Source organism: Paenibacillus sp. Leaf72, assembly GCF_001422685.1.
In the GTDB taxonomy this organism is placed as follows: domain Bacteria; phylum Bacillota; class Bacilli; order Paenibacillales; family Paenibacillaceae; genus Pristimantibacillus.
In genome coordinates this window covers 20,118-33,955 of the sequence record NZ_LMLV01000008.1, presented here as the reverse complement: position 1 = coordinate 33,955, position 13,838 = coordinate 20,118, and the positions used below count along the sequence as shown (strand labels likewise).

Below are 13,838 nucleotides of genomic sequence, written 5' to 3'. Positions count from 1 at the left end.
AGATTGTAATGTAAAAGGGGCGCTCTTTGTTGAGTGCTCCTTTCATATATGATTCATATTGACTCAACTATCGTACTTCTTTAGCCCAATTAGTCGTTTTGAATAGCAATGTCTATTCTTGCCTCCGTACATCAGTCGTGTAAACTGAAGAGTAAAACCTGCAGCTTCTAGATTATGAATACTTGTATGGTTCTGAGGATGCACAGTTGAATATAGGTACAGGCATTCTTTTTCCACCGCACGCTTTTCTCTCAGCTCATGAAAGAAGCTTTGTAGACCAAGCCCGCGAGCGGATTCATGGACTACAGTTGAATCCAATACTGCAACAAAGGGCAATTCTTTTTCTGGTACTCCAAATTCAGTTCCTAGGTTACTCTCACTTACACCGGGAAATGCCAAAACTGAATAAGCAACTAATTTCCCATTATGAAAAGCACCGTATACCTCACCCTTTCCATTCATAAGCTCGAGGAAGTAATCTTCGTCATTCATTGCAAAAAGATCCTGGAAAGGCAGCCGTGAAATTACCTCAAGCATAAGCGCTCGTATATCTTGAAGTTCTTGATGATATAAACGTCGTATCTCAAATGGGTAACCTTCTTTTATACGCAATGTTAGAGTCCCCCTGACGGATTTTTGTTTTGCTCGGTTGAAATTACAAGTTCTTCGTTTATCCTATACAAAATCATTATTGTTGTAAATACAATAAAAAACGACTGGTAGGTGACCGAACAACAGAAAAAGGTAAGCAAGCGTCCTCTTTTCTGTAAAGAGTTAGAAAAATGATTGTGGTAGAGCGGGAATGGTTGGATGGAGGCTGTTTAGTGGGGCTACTCGAACCAATTGGTCGAAAAGGATTGCAGCCTGTTAACTAATACGTTACAATTATAGGATAATTATTACAAATAAGGATGCAAGAAGGGGTGTTTTGCTGCGGTTTATTCTTCATCTAGAGTTTCTCAAAAAATAATTGTGACAAACCCTCAATTATAATGAGAAAGGAAGGATCGTTTGACAAAAAAGATGCTGCCTGTAACGATACCAATAGTTGTGGGGTACAAAAGATATTCCCATTTTTTAGCAGTAATGAGTAATGATGAAAAGTCTCAAGCCTGGATATTGAATCATTTTATACAGCTGTATACAGATAAGCCCTTCGATAAAGACATTCATTGGCTGAGCTTTTATTTAGGGGAGCCCCTCATTTGGAGGCACAACAATAACCCGTGGATTTATACGCAAGAAATAGAATTGAGTCTAATTAACCAATTGACTCCATTAGATGAGTTCATTATTAGCTGCATTGACAACAATCAATATGTTTATATAAATTGCGATTATTTTTATGTGCCTTATTCGAATTTTTATGGGAAGGCCAATAGAAGAAGCCAATTGCTTATTACGGGCTATGATTTGGAGAAAAATGAATTTACGCTGATGGATTATTTCAACGCCCAGTACATGGCTGTCACCATCTCCATCCCGGCGCTTGTTCATGCTGCGAAACAGGGGATTTATGGACAAGTGTTAAATCGCTCCAAAATCGTGGTCATTGAATTAAATCAAGTCGAGCATTATGAATTTAATTTTTCGTTAGCGAGCAAGCTGCTGAAGGATTATTTGTACGCTAGAAATTCATACGAACGAATGCCTTTATTCACGAAGCCGAGGGAGCAGGCCTCATACGGCATCGATGTTTATACGGATTTACAGCATTTTCTTGATCGGATTGAACAACAGAGCACCGCGCATTCAAGCTTGCCTTTTCATATTTTGTATGAGCATAAAAAATGCATGCGCTTACTTTTTGACTATTTAAGCAAGACAGGAAGGATTAAGCCGTCAGCTGCGTTAGCTGATGAATTTGCACTTTTAGTCGACAAAACGCTTGTGCTGCGCAATCTCTATCTGAAACTCGAAATTAGTGAGGACCTGCTCCTCATTGGCAAAATGAAGCAATGTGTGGAAACGATTAAAGCTTTGGAAATTTCAGCGCTTGAGAAGCTGATTGGGTTCATTGATGACGCGGGCAGCATTAATTTGAAGCAGGAGACGCTGGATGAAGCGTCCTCCGTGCATAGCTGAGGCTTTGGTTTGAAAAATGCAAGGCTGACGATGGGCATTAATCCATCGTCAGCCTTTTGCAATTCATAAAGATTGAGAGGCTGCTCTGCTGCTGCAGAGTGCCCGCTTATTACGCCCCATTTTTAACCTTGTTCATATATAAGGGTTCGCCCATCCTCGGAAATGCGCGGTTCCGCCTTGGCGGCCGAATCCTTGACCGGTGCTGCTGGCGCTGCATCAGCGGGCTTTTTCACTTTATGAATGACATCATAGCTGTAGTAGCTAATATCCGTTTCTTCTATGTCATAATTCGTAGTGTTTTTTAGTGCATAGGTATAGGCTTTGATGAGAGCGACGTTAGAATCAAGCCACCGAACGACTTCTATCGCTGAATGATCGCCTGCCGCGGCTTTCAACGAAGCAATAGGCAGTCCATCATGGTCATAAAAATGAATTTGCTGAGGAGCCAGCTTTAAGTAATCAATATCGATGCCTGTAATGCGATGCCGCTGCTCTGGAGCCGTATCCATCCAGGCCACGGTGCCTGCCGGATTCCATTTCATCAATTCGGAGGCGACATAGCGTTTTTCCGGAAGTTTAACACTTTTAAGCGGTTGTCCGTCAGCCGTGTAAAAAGTAACCTCCCCGCTTTCATCGTTGTGGGCGAAACGTTCAAAGTCAGGTGAAATGAACAAGGAAGGGGCTCCGGTCGTCGAATGAGGGATGACGCGGAGCAACTTTTCCGGCACCCGATCCTGGTTGTCCTCGCCTTGCAGGTCGAAAAACCACACTTTCCCCAAATAGCTCTGCATAAACAGCTGCTGCTTCTCTTCGTTCCATTGATATTGATAAATGTAGTCGTAGTCGTCAGCCAGCGGCCAAAAATCCTCTCTAATCCGTGCCATTTCACCTGATTTTGCATTTAAAGTGGACAGGTGGTAGCGACCACTGTCGCCAATGATTTCCGGTTCAAGAAACACGAGCCGTTCCTCGTCCAGTTTGAGAAGCTGCCGCTCCTTCCCGGGATGAAAAGAATTGTACCAGCGATTGTTGGAATCGGTAATCGTCTCGCTCCATTCGACCTTTACCTCGTCCTGTCCGGGGCGGTGCGAAAGAAGCGCATTTGTAACGTTATCGTCGCCGCGGTACAGATTGACCATGTGATAGATGCTTCCTTGAAGCTCGACAGGAGGGCTGCTGCTCATTGAATAATGGCCGAAAGAAGCGGGTAAAGCTGCACTTAGGCTGCCATCGGCGTTGCGGCTCGTTGTAAAGCTCAGGCTGCTCAGCTCAGCAGCCGAATTCGTAACGGCAGCCGCAGGCTGAGCCGTTGAAATGGGCTTCTCGGTTGCTGTGGGTGTCCCTATTTGGCTATCATTCGAACAACCACTTATTAAGAGGCTGAATAAAATACAGCCTTGAACGGTTATATGTTTTGCTTTCATGTTTGCACTTCCCTTAGTGAAATAAACGATTAATTATTTTCCTGCATTTTCATTTCAGACGAATATACGCACAATTTGTTGCATGCTGGGTCACAATTAGCACAGAGTTGTCTCCTTCAAAAAAAGATTGCGATCAGGCCCTTCAAATTATATGATGAGGTAAGGTTAATTTATATGCTCTTTAATTAATGATTTCATTAATTCATTTGTGAATACGATTAAAATAGCGCAAAGGGGCGTTTCATTTGAGCAAAAAACAGCTGGGAGATATTCATTTTCGCGATCCATATATACTAGTCGACCAAACACGCCAAAAATATTATTTGTACGGCTCCACCGGGCAAAATGTATGGAGCGGCAAAGCGCTAGGCTTTGACGTTTATGAGAGCGACGATCTCGCTGAGTGGGAGGGGCCCATTGCGTGCTTCCGGCCTGAGCCGGACTTCTGGTCGGACCATCACTATTGGGCACCGGAGGTGTACGAGTGGGAAGGCCGCTATTATATGTTCGCCAGCTTCAAAGCGGACGGCATTCCGCGGGTAACGGGCGTTCTGGCGGCAGACCAGCCGCAAGGGCCGTTCGAGCCATGGAGCCGGGCGCTGACCCCGCCGGATTGGGAATGCCTGGATGGCACGCTGTTCATCGACAATGATGGCGATCCGTGGATGGTGTTCTGCAAGGAGTGGGTGCAGGTACAGGACGGCGAAATGTATGCGGTGCGGATTACTCGTGATTTCAAGCAAGCTATTGGCGAGCCGGTCTTATTGTTCAAAGCTTCGGATGCTGTGTGGTCGGTCGGCGGTGGCGACAATCAGCAAAACTACGTCACGGACGGCCCTTTCCTATATCGCATGGCAAATGGCGAGCTGGTCATGATGTGGTCGACGTCTGGTCAGGAAGGCTATACGATGGGTATTGCCCGCTCGGCTTCCGGGCAAATTACAGGGCCATGGATTCAGGACGCCGAGCCATTGTTTGCGAAGGACGGGGGCCATGGCATGCTGTTTAGAACGTTTGAAGGCCAGCTATGCCTGACCATTCATGCGCCTAACAAGCACCCGCAGGAGCGTCCCGTCATTTTCCGCTTGGAAGAAGCGGATGGCCAATTTATTTTGCTTGATCAAATGGAATAAACGGCATGTCGGCAAAAAAGATTTGCAATTTCTAAACATCTGGCTATAATAGGGCTAAGCGCTTATTTACCAAACAGCTCGAGACTAAACAATCAAGCTTCACAACCAATAACTTCATATTTTATCCAATACAGGCATGTTACTGTTCGGCAGGCAAGACCTAGATTGGGTAGGTAATCTTTACTTTTACCTGCCCGTCTTAGGTCTTTTTTTGTTGCCTAAATTTGCATGCTTACAATATCTGGAGGGAACATTATGAACTACAAAGAGACGGCAAAGTCCATTCTGGACAAGGTTGGCGGCGAAAGCAACATTTCCAGCGTCATCCACTGCTCGACCCGGCTGAGAATGACCTTGAAAACCCCGGCGAAAGCGCAGACAGAGGCGATTAAACAGCTGGATGGCGTTTTGGATGTCGTCAATAGCAGCGGGCAATATCAAATTATTATTGGCAATGATGTAGGTTATGTGTACAGGGAGCTAGCCCAAATGACCACTATTGATGCAGAATCTGGCAGCGTTAAACGGGAAAAAGGGTTTAAAGCGGGGTTCAACCTGTTCGCCGGCACCATTTCGGGCATTATCCAGCCAGTCATTCCGGCGATTGCCGCTGCCGGGATGTTGAAAGCGCTTTTAGTGCTTGTTACTTCGTTAGGCTGGTTGGCTAAAGAGAATCAAGTGTATGTGATTCTATCGATTGTCGGCGATGCAGCGTTTTATTTCCTGCCGATTTTACTCGCATTCACGAGTGCGCAGAAGTTCAAAGTTAATCCGTATGTGGCGGTATCGATTGCGGGCGTGCTGCTTCATCCGAATTTGACGGCTTTGTTCAACAGCAAGGTGCCGATCGCTTTTCTCGGCATGCCAATACCTGTCGTCCAATATGCTTCGACGGTGATCCCGATTATTCTTATTGTGTGGTTCATGTCCTACATTGAGCGATTTGCCGATAAGGTATCGCCAGGGCCCGTTAAAATTTTTCTGAAGCCGTTAATTGTCCTGCTTATCGTTGTGCCTGTCGGCTTGATCGTCATTGGGCCGCTCGGAACTTATGTAGGCAATGGCTTATCTACGGGAGTCTATTGGATTCAGGATCGGGCTGGTTGGCTGACGGTTGCGCTCATGGCGATTATTTTGCCATTCATCGTCATGTTCGGCATGCACAAAGTATTTTATCCCGTCGTATTTACATCTCTTGCTTCGCCGGGTTATGACACATTGCTGCTGGTTGCAATGCTTTCCTACAATATTGCTCAAGGCTCTGGTGCTTTGGCGGTTGCTTTCAAGACGAAGGATGCCAAGCTCAAGTCGCTGGCAATTTCAGCAGGCATTTCAGGTTTGTTCGGCATTACAGAGCCAGCGTTGTATGGCGTTCATTTGCGCTTAAAGAAAACGATGATCGGCTGTATGATCGGTGCGGGAATAGCCGGAGCTTACTCCGGTATTGTCCAGCTAAAAGCTTATGCAGCGGTCGGTCCTGGACTTGCTTCGCTTCCCATGTACATTAGCTCGGATTCTTCGGCTAACATAATAAATGCAATTGTCACATTGATCATTTCGGCAGTAATTACGTTCCTTGCGGTTTATTTCATTGGTTTTCAGGATACGGCTCAATCAGCTGCAGCTGGAAATGGAACGGTTGTCCCACCCGCTTCCTCCACTACGCTAACGCAGCAGGCTGGAGCGTCTGAGCAAGCAAAACAGACACCGCAAACGATTAAATCCAATGCAAAAAGCTATATTTACAGCCCGCTGGAAGGAACAAGCGTCGCTCTTCGCAACATTAAAGACGAGGCGTTCTCCAAAGAGCTGATGGGCAAAGGCATGGCCGTTCGTCCTAGTGCCGGAAGGGTAGTCGCTCCTTTTGACGGCACGCTGGAGACACTGACTCGTTCGAAGCATGCTTTAGGGTTAAAGTCTGCTTCCGGCGTGGAATTGCTTATTCATATCGGCCTCGACACGGTGAAGCTGAAAGGCCAGCATTTTACGGCTCATGCAGCAGCGGGTGACGTCATTAAACAAGGGCAGCTTCTCGTTGAATTTGACCTTGAGGCCATCAAGCAAGCTGGCTATGATACGACGACTCCGGTCATTGTAACGAATACCGCGGATTATTTGGAAATTGTGACCCAGGATGAAAATAGTCCGGCAGGTCCCGATACGCGGCTGGTGACCGTTATATAAATTAAATATTATCAACGACGGGGTGCTCGCAGATGAAAGTAATCAAAATCCTCAACAGCAGCGTTGTTCTCGCCAAACGCGACGATCAGAAGGAAGTGATTGTGCTTGGGAAGGGAATCGGCTACAACAGCAAGGCTGGCGATAAAATCAGGGAGAGCGACATTGAAAAAATCTATGTGCCGCAAAGCGACGATATTTTCGCTAACCTGTCCAAGCTGATGAAGGAAATTCCCGAGGACTATCTTTTTCTGGCAGATGAAATTATAACGTTTGCGAAGGGGCGTTTGAACAAGCCGCTCAGCGAGCATCTCTACGTTGCTTTAACCGATCATCTGCATATGGCGGTCAAACGGTTCAAGGTTAATATGACGATTCAAAACCGGCTGCTGTGGGAAGTGAAAAAGTTTTACCCGTTTGAATTCAGCATTGGCGAATATGCGCTAGGGTTGATAGAGCAGCGGCTGGGTGTTGCTCTGCCTGAGGAGGAAGCGGCGAATATTGCTTTCCACTTGGTCAATGCCCAGCAAACGGAAGATAATATGAGCCAGGTTATTTTAATGACGGATACGTATAAAGATATTCTTCAAATGATTAAGCAATATTTCGATATTGAGCTGGAACCGCAGTCGATCAGTTATTCGCGATTTATGACGCATTTGCAATTTTTCATTCAGCGGCTGACGGAGAACAAAATGCTCGATTCTGACGATCACGCATTGGCTGACCAAATCGTAGGCATGTACCCCGAAGTGAATAAATGCGTGCTGAAAATCAAGCAGTATATAGAAAAGAAGTTTGGCTATTCGATTTCGGACGAAGAGAAAATGTATCTCATTTTGCATATTAAACGGGTCGTTTCAAGAGGCTAGCCGTTATAAACAGGCAATAGAAGATAGGAGTGGAACAGATGAGCAGCAATTTTCGCAAATTTCCTGAAGGTTTTTTATGGGGCGGCGCCATCGCCGCCAATCAGGTCGAGGGCGGCTGGAACGAAGGCGGCAAAGGGCTTTCGACCGCCGATGTAGCGATGTATCGGAAGCATTTAAGCAAAGCGGATTATAAGAAGCATAACTCGATCAGCGAGGAGCAGATTAAAGAGGCGATGGAGACGGCGGATGCCTCAGAGTATCCGAAGCGCAGAGGGATTGATTTTTATCATCGTTATCCCGAAGATATCGCTTTGTTTGCCGAAATGGGCTTCAAGGTGCTGAGGGTATCCATTGCCTGGTCGCGGATTTTTCCAAATGGCAATGAAACGGAGCCGAATGAGGCGGGGCTGCAATTTTATGACGATTTGTTCGATGAGCTGATCAAGCATGGCATAGAACCGCTCGTGACCTTGTCCCACTATGAAATGCCGCTTTATCTTGTCAACGAGTATGGCGGCTGGACGAGCCGGGAAGTGGTCGGCTTTTTTGTCCGGTTCTGCCAAACGGTGTTCGAGCGCTATAAACATAAGGTCAAGCAATGGATTACGTTTAATGAAATTGACAGCATTATCCGCCATCCATTTACAAGCGGAGGAATGGTTCCGGGCCGTTTCGAAAATTTGGAGCAATCCGTTTATCAGGCTTTGCATCATCAATTTATTGCGAGCGCCCTTGCTGTCAAGTATTGCCATGAGATTGTAGCAGACTCGCAAATTGGCTGTATGCTGACTTGCCTGATCAAATATCCGAATACGCCAAATCCGAAAGATGTGCTCGTCGCTTATCAGGACAACCAGTTTAATTTATTTTTCACCGACGTTCAGGTGCGCGGCGCTTATCCGAAATATATTGAGCGCTTGTTCCGGGAGAAGGGCATACAGCTTGAAAAGCATGCGGGCGACGATGAGCTGCTAAAAGCACATACCGTAGATTTTATTTCCTTCAGCTACTACATGTCTCTCGTGACGAGTGTGGACAGCGAACGCATGGAGCAGGTCAGCGGCAATACAATCGGCGGGGTTAAAAATCCGTATTTGGAAACGAGTGAATGGGGCTGGCAGATTGATGCTGTCGGTTTAAGGATTTTCCTCAATGAACTGTATAATCGCTATCAGGTGCCATTATTCATCGTGGAAAATGGGATGGGAGCTTACGATAAAGTGGAAGAGGACGGCAGCATCCAGGACGATTACCGCATCTCTTATTTCCAGCAGCATCTAGAGCAAATGCATGAGGCAATACTCGACGGTGTTGAACTCATCGGATATACGAGCTGGGGCTGTATTGATCTGATCAGCTATTCGTCCTCCGAAATGGAAAAACGCTACGGCTTTATTCACGTTGACCAGGATAATGACGGGAATGGAACACTTGCTAGAACACCGAAGAAAAGCTTTTATTGGTACAAGGACGTTATCTCGAATAACGGGCTTTAATATAAATATAAACAATGGATGAGGAGCGAGAAATCATGCAAAAAACATTTAAAATTACAGACGAAGACGGAATCCACGCAAGACCGGCGACAGCGCTTGTCAATACGGCGAGCAAGTTTGAAACGGAAGTCTACGCAGAAGCAAATGGTAAAAAGGTAACGCTGAAATCCATTCTCGGCCTATTGTCCTTCGATCTTGAAGCGGGTGAGCTGATTACCTTTAGCGCAGACGGAGCAGATGCGGCAGAAGCGATTTCAGCTTTAGAGGATGTAATGACGCAAGCGGGGCTTGGTGTTGTTCATGCTTAAAATAACGGGCATCGCGGCAGCGGATGGCATTGCTATCGCCAAAGCGATGATATTAAAATCGGCATCGCTCGTTGTAGAAAAGCGGAAGGTGGATGATCTGGCTTTGGAAATGACCCGCCTTCATGAAGCGCTGGGCAAATCCAAGATTGAGCTCCAGCAAATTAAGCAGCGGGCGCTTGAAGAGCTGGGCGAGGAGAAGGCGGAAATATTTGAAGCGCATCTGCTTGTGCTCAGCGATCCCGAGCTGGTAGGCCCGATCGAGGAGAAAATCCAAAGCGAGCGTGTCAACGCGGAATTTGCGCTGCAAGAGGTATCGGCGATTCTCGTACAGATGTTCGAAAATATGAAAAGCGCCTACCTTCGCGAGCGTGCCGCTGATATGCGCGATGTATCGAAACGCGTACTTTCCCATTTGCTTGGCGTGGAGCTTCAGGATTTGACCGCCATTCATGAGGAGGTTATTTTGGTAGCCGAGGACTTGACGCCGTCGGATACGGCGCAGCTCAATCCAAGCTTCGTTAAAGGCTTCGCAACGAATATTGGAGGACGGACCTCCCACTCCGCCATTATGGCGCGAACTTTGCAAATTCCGGCTGTTGTCGGAACGAAGGAAATTATGGAGCAGGTGCAAAGCGGAGATTTGCTCATTCTTGATGGCTTGGCAGGGGAAGTTATTTTGCATCCTGATGCGGCCACCATTGAAGGCTACAAAATCAAGCAAGCCGAGTATGAAGCGAGGCGGGCGGAATGGGCGAAGCTGCGGAATGAACCAACCGTGACCAAGGACGGTATTCATGTCGAGCTGGCGGCAAACATTGGAACACCGGCGGATGTGGCAGCTGTTCTAGGCAACGGCGGCGAAGCAGTGGGGCTGTTCCGCACCGAGTTTTTGTACATGGGCAGAGAAAGCATGCCGACGGAGAAGGAGCAGTTTAACGCCTATAAAGCTGTGCTGCAAAAAATGGAAGGGAAGCCGGTCGTCGTGCGCACGCTCGACATTGGCGGTGACAAGGAGCTTCCTTATTTGAATATGCCGAAGGAAATGAATCCGTTTCTAGGCTTCCGTGCGGTAAGGCTTTGCCTCGAGCAGCAGGATATGTTCCGCACGCAGCTGCGAGCTTTATTGCGCGCCAGCGTCTTCGGCAATCTGCGCATTATGTTTCCCATGATTGCGACGCTGGAGGAGTTCCGGTCAGCGAAAGCGATTCTCGAAGAAGAGCGGGCAAAGCTTCTTTCCGAAGAAAAAGCGGTGTCGGATGACATCCAGGTCGGCATTATGGTGGAAATTCCGTCAACAGCAGTACTTGCAGACCAGTTTGCGAAGGAAGTTGATTTTTTCAGCATCGGCACGAATGATTTGATTCAATATACGATGGCGGCGGACCGAATGAACGAGCGGGTTTCCTATTTGTATCAACCGTATAATCCTGCCGTGCTGCGTCTGATCAAAAATGTCATTGATGCTGCCCATGCAGCGGGCAAATGGACGGGCATGTGCGGCGAAATGGCTGGCGATCAAACCGCTATTCCGCTGCTGCTTGGGCTCGGACTGGATGAATTCAGCATGAGCGCAAGCTCGATTCTTCCCGCTCGCAGCCTCATGGCGAAGCTGAATCAGGAAGAGATGAAGCAGCTTGCTGCGAAGGCGCTGATGTGCGGGACAGGACATGAGGTTGTACAATTAGTAGAAGAAATACTAGAATAAGAGGATGTGTGTAAAGCTGGCTGTCATTTCAGCCAGCTTTATGCTGTTATTTTTCCTTGCAGCAGGAGTGTTAGGGAAGGGAGCATGAAGGAAAACGTATGCTGAACACAAAAAATGTTTCGAGCGGACTCGCGACAGCGATAATGGCCTGTACAGGCGGCGCGGTGCTCATTATACAAGCTGCCGATGCGCTTGGACTTAGCCGGGCGGAAGCTTTATCGTGGCTGTTTGCGGTTTATGTGATTGGCGGGGCACTGAATTTGTGGCTTATCCTCCGCTATAAAATGCCGTTTGCGGGCTGCCATTCGCTGACCGCGGTCGCTTTTCTAAGCGCGTCGGCGCTGCATTATCCGATAAAGGAGCTGGCGGGCAGCTTTATTATGGCAGGCGCGCTTATTGTCGTGCTTGGCGCCACCGGCTTATTCGGCAAGCTTCTAGGACTCATTCCAAAGCCGATGCTGGATGCGATGCTGGCGGGAATTGTCCTGCATTATGTCGTGGCGATTATTCCGGCGATTAAAGAGCTTCCAATGATCGGCTTAGTATCTTTTCTGGGCTTTCTTATCGTGCCTAGGCTGCATAAATCAATTCCGCCCTTGCTGGGAATGCTGGCATTTGGCGTCATCGGCCTGCTCATTTGGTATGACTTTCCTGCGGCTCAGGCAGCTGAATTCAGTATGCCGCACTGGATTAGTCCGTCCTTTACGACGGGCAGCTTTATCTCTATATCCGTCCCGGTTGCGATATTGATTTTGAGCAACGATATTGCGGTATCGCTGGCTGCCCTTAAGAAAAATGGCTACAATCCGCCAGTGAACAAGACGGTCGTCTTTTCGGGTCTCGGTACGCTGCTCGTAGGCTTTTTCGGCGGGCATGCCGTCAACGTCGGGGGCATGATGACCGCTTTATGCAGCAGCGAAGAAGCAGGCGAGAGGAAAAGCCGCATCTGGGCGGGGATCGTATGCAGCGTGCTGGTCATTATTTTCGGCCTGTTTGCCGGAGCGATGCTTGTGCTGATTAATCGGCTGCCATCGACGTTTATTGTACTTCTGTCAGGCTTTTCGCTGGCTGGGGTGCTGATTGGCAATCTGCAAGCTGTTTTTTCCGAAACGACGTACCGGTTTTCGACCTTGTTTGCCTTCATTATCGCGATTGCTAATGTATCTTTTTTTGGCATTTCATCCCCAGTCTGGTCTTTGCTGATTGGCTGTCTTATCGCCAAAGTATTGAAGGAAGGCAAGCCGAAACCATTAAATGGAGCAAGCGTTTAGAAGGAGCAGTAATAACGAGCAGCAATAAAGAGCACCGCCACAAACGGATGGGCAGAGAGAGCAGCAGATGCTCCGTGCCGATCCGTTTTTTTTATGCAGCTGTGCCAATCCTCATAGGTGTTCGCCCCAGCTTTGTGGTATATATAAGATAAAAAGGCCGCTTTAGTCATGCGGCAGAGAGGGATGTTTCTACATGGAAATCATACAAACGATTGCTGAATCATTGGAGGCGGTGCGCCGCAATAAGCCGCTCGTTCATCATATTACGAACTACGTGACGGTCAATGACTGCGCGAATATTGCGCTCGCTGTTGGCGCTTCGCCGATTATGGCGGATGAGCTGGAGGAAATGAACGATATCGTCGCCATTGCTTCGGCACTTGTCATTAATATCGGCACGCTGAACCGCCGCACGATCGAGTCAATGGTCGCCGCCGGGAAGCGGGCGAATGAGCGGGGCATTCCGGTTGTGCTCGATCCGGTGGGAGCGGGAGCCTCGGCCTTGCGCAATGCCGCGGTGGAGCAGCTGCTGCGCGAGGTGGAAATTAGCGTGCTGCGCGGCAATTTATCGGAAATCCGCTTTGCAGCAGGACTGGAATCGCTGACGAAGGGCGTCGACGCTTCAGAGGCCGACCTGGCCAGAAGCGAAGTGACCGCGCAGGAGGTTGCGGAGCGTGCAGCGAGCAAGCTTGGCTGCATCGTGGCACTTACCGGAGCGACCGATGTCATTAGCGATGGCGAGCGAACGCTGCTTATTCGCAACGGCGTACCGCAGCTGTCCGGTGTAACGGGCACCGGCTGTATGTGCTCCACGCTGATCGGCGCATTTTGCGGCGCCAAGCAGGAGGGGGATTTGCTGCTCGCGGCCGCGGCGGGCGTAGCTGCAATGGGCATTGCCGGCGAGCTTGCCGCAGAAGCAACGGAAGGCAAAGGCAGCGGCTCGTTCCACATTGCGATTATCGATGCGGTTAGCCGGATGGACGGCGAGCTGCTTGCTGGCCGAGCAATAATAGAAGCTGCTGAACTATAGCAGTTGAACTATAGCAGTTTTACGTTAATCGGATTCGAGCAAGTTTAAGAGGAGATGGATGCAGTCTAGACGTCGAAGGACGACGGACCGTCCATCTTTTTTTGTTAAATGTCCGTAAATGGACAGCTGCTGCTTTAACCGCTTCTATGCTCATCCCTATGCGCCGGAAGCTGCCAGCTTGGCTTTTCTCTCCGAAGCATAATGCCTTGGAACTGATACGCTTCAAGCTGCAAGTCCGTATCATAGACCACTATCCGCACTTCACGGGTCACTGTCTGCACCTTCTTCTTTATAATTATGGAAAAATGAAGGCCAAAAATTTTCAATATAGAT

12 protein-coding genes are annotated in these 13,838 nt (G+C 48.2%); 9 read left to right on the top strand and 3 right to left on the bottom strand.

What is annotated here, in order from left to right:
• Positions 1 to 63 precede the first annotated feature (63 nt).
• The gene (locus ASF12_RS13415) at positions 64 to 612 is read right to left on the bottom strand and encodes a GNAT family N-acetyltransferase (RefSeq protein WP_056035316.1); all 549 of its coding nucleotides are present in this window, start codon (positions 610 to 612) and stop codon (positions 64 to 66) included.
• Positions 613 to 1,011: 399 nt separating this feature from the next.
• On the opposite strand from ASF12_RS13415, the gene ASF12_RS13410 reads away from it, so the two are divergent.
• A complete protein-coding gene (locus ASF12_RS13410) occupies positions 1,012 to 2,085 on the top strand; it encodes a hypothetical protein (RefSeq protein ID WP_056035312.1) in 1,074 nt (357 codons plus the stop codon).
• A 122-nt stretch (positions 2,086 to 2,207) separates the two neighbouring features.
• Here the strand turns inward: ASF12_RS13410 and ASF12_RS13405 are convergent, their stop codons facing one another.
• Positions 2,208 to 3,509 carry a hypothetical protein gene (locus ASF12_RS13405; protein WP_056035309.1) on the bottom strand — a complete coding sequence of 434 codons (1,302 nt, stop codon included), beginning with the start codon at positions 3,507 to 3,509 and terminating at the stop codon, positions 2,208 to 2,210.
• Positions 3,510 to 3,754: 245 nt separating this feature from the next.
• On the opposite strand from ASF12_RS13405, the gene ASF12_RS13400 reads away from it, so the two are divergent.
• The 8 genes from ASF12_RS13400 (at position 3,755) to thiM (ending at position 13,505) form a co-directional block, all read left to right on the top strand.
• Positions 3,755 to 4,642 (top strand): glycoside hydrolase family 43 protein, encoded by an 888-nt coding sequence (locus ASF12_RS13400; protein WP_056035308.1) that lies wholly within the window; start codon positions 3,755 to 3,757, stop codon positions 4,640 to 4,642.
• Between the two features lie 255 nt (positions 4,643 to 4,897).
• On the top strand, positions 4,898 to 6,826 hold the full coding sequence (locus ASF12_RS13395) for a beta-glucoside-specific PTS transporter subunit IIABC (protein WP_056035305.1): 1,929 nt from the start codon (positions 4,898 to 4,900) through the stop codon (positions 6,824 to 6,826).
• A gap of 32 nt (positions 6,827 to 6,858) precedes the next feature.
• Complete coding sequence (gene licT / locus ASF12_RS13390) at positions 6,859 to 7,695, top strand: BglG family transcription antiterminator LicT (RefSeq protein WP_056035302.1); 837 nt, start codon at positions 6,859 to 6,861, stop codon at positions 7,693 to 7,695.
• Positions 7,696 to 7,733: 38 nt separating this feature from the next.
• A complete protein-coding gene (locus ASF12_RS13385) occupies positions 7,734 to 9,191 on the top strand; it encodes a glycoside hydrolase family 1 protein (protein WP_056035300.1) in 1,458 nt (485 codons plus the stop codon).
• 35 nt (positions 9,192 to 9,226) lie between these two features.
• Complete coding sequence (locus tag ASF12_RS13380) at positions 9,227 to 9,499, top strand: HPr family phosphocarrier protein (protein WP_056035297.1); 273 nt, start codon at positions 9,227 to 9,229, stop codon at positions 9,497 to 9,499.
• Positions 9,492 to 11,204, top strand: coding sequence for a phosphoenolpyruvate--protein phosphotransferase (gene ptsP, locus ASF12_RS13375; RefSeq protein WP_056035294.1), 1,713 nt, complete (start codon positions 9,492 to 9,494; stop codon positions 11,202 to 11,204). The genes ASF12_RS13380 and ptsP overlap by 8 nt, the downstream gene beginning before the upstream one ends.
• 98 nt (positions 11,205 to 11,302) lie before the next feature.
• Positions 11,303 to 12,475 (top strand): benzoate/H(+) symporter BenE family transporter, encoded by a 1,173-nt coding sequence (locus ASF12_RS13370; RefSeq protein ID WP_081418797.1) that lies wholly within the window; start codon positions 11,303 to 11,305, stop codon positions 12,473 to 12,475.
• Between the two features lie 193 nt (positions 12,476 to 12,668).
• Entirely contained in the window at positions 12,669 to 13,505 is an 837-nt protein-coding gene (gene thiM, locus ASF12_RS13365) for a hydroxyethylthiazole kinase (RefSeq protein WP_056035291.1), read from the top strand.
• Between the two features lie 134 nt (positions 13,506 to 13,639).
• Here thiM and ASF12_RS35200 read toward each other — a convergent pair whose 3' ends face one another.
• Positions 13,640 to 13,777: a hypothetical protein gene (locus tag ASF12_RS35200; RefSeq protein ID WP_200931617.1), complete on the bottom strand. Its 138-nt coding sequence runs from the start codon at positions 13,775 to 13,777 to the stop codon at positions 13,640 to 13,642.
• Positions 13,778 to 13,838 lie beyond the last annotated feature (61 nt).

Coding starts and splice junctions, on each gene's coding strand:
- ASF12_RS13395 (WP_056035305.1), top strand. CDS start 4,898: ATGAACTACAAAGAGACGGCAAAGTCCATTCTGGACAAGGTTGGCGGC.
- ASF12_RS13385 (WP_056035300.1), top strand. CDS start 7,734: ATGAGCAGCAATTTTCGCAAATTTCCTGAAGGTTTTTTATGGGGCGGC.
- ASF12_RS13370 (WP_081418797.1), top strand. CDS start 11,303: ATGCTGAACACAAAAAATGTTTCGAGCGGACTCGCGACAGCGATAATG.
- ASF12_RS13405 (WP_056035309.1), bottom strand. CDS start 3,509: ATGAAAGCAAAACATATAACCGTTCAAGGCTGTATTTTATTCAGCCTC.
- ptsP (WP_056035294.1), top strand. CDS start 9,492: ATGCTTAAAATAACGGGCATCGCGGCAGCGGATGGCATTGCTATCGCC.
- licT (WP_056035302.1), top strand. CDS start 6,859: ATGAAAGTAATCAAAATCCTCAACAGCAGCGTTGTTCTCGCCAAACGC.
- ASF12_RS13380 (WP_056035297.1), top strand. CDS start 9,227: ATGCAAAAAACATTTAAAATTACAGACGAAGACGGAATCCACGCAAGA.
- thiM (WP_056035291.1), top strand. CDS start 12,669: ATGGAAATCATACAAACGATTGCTGAATCATTGGAGGCGGTGCGCCGC.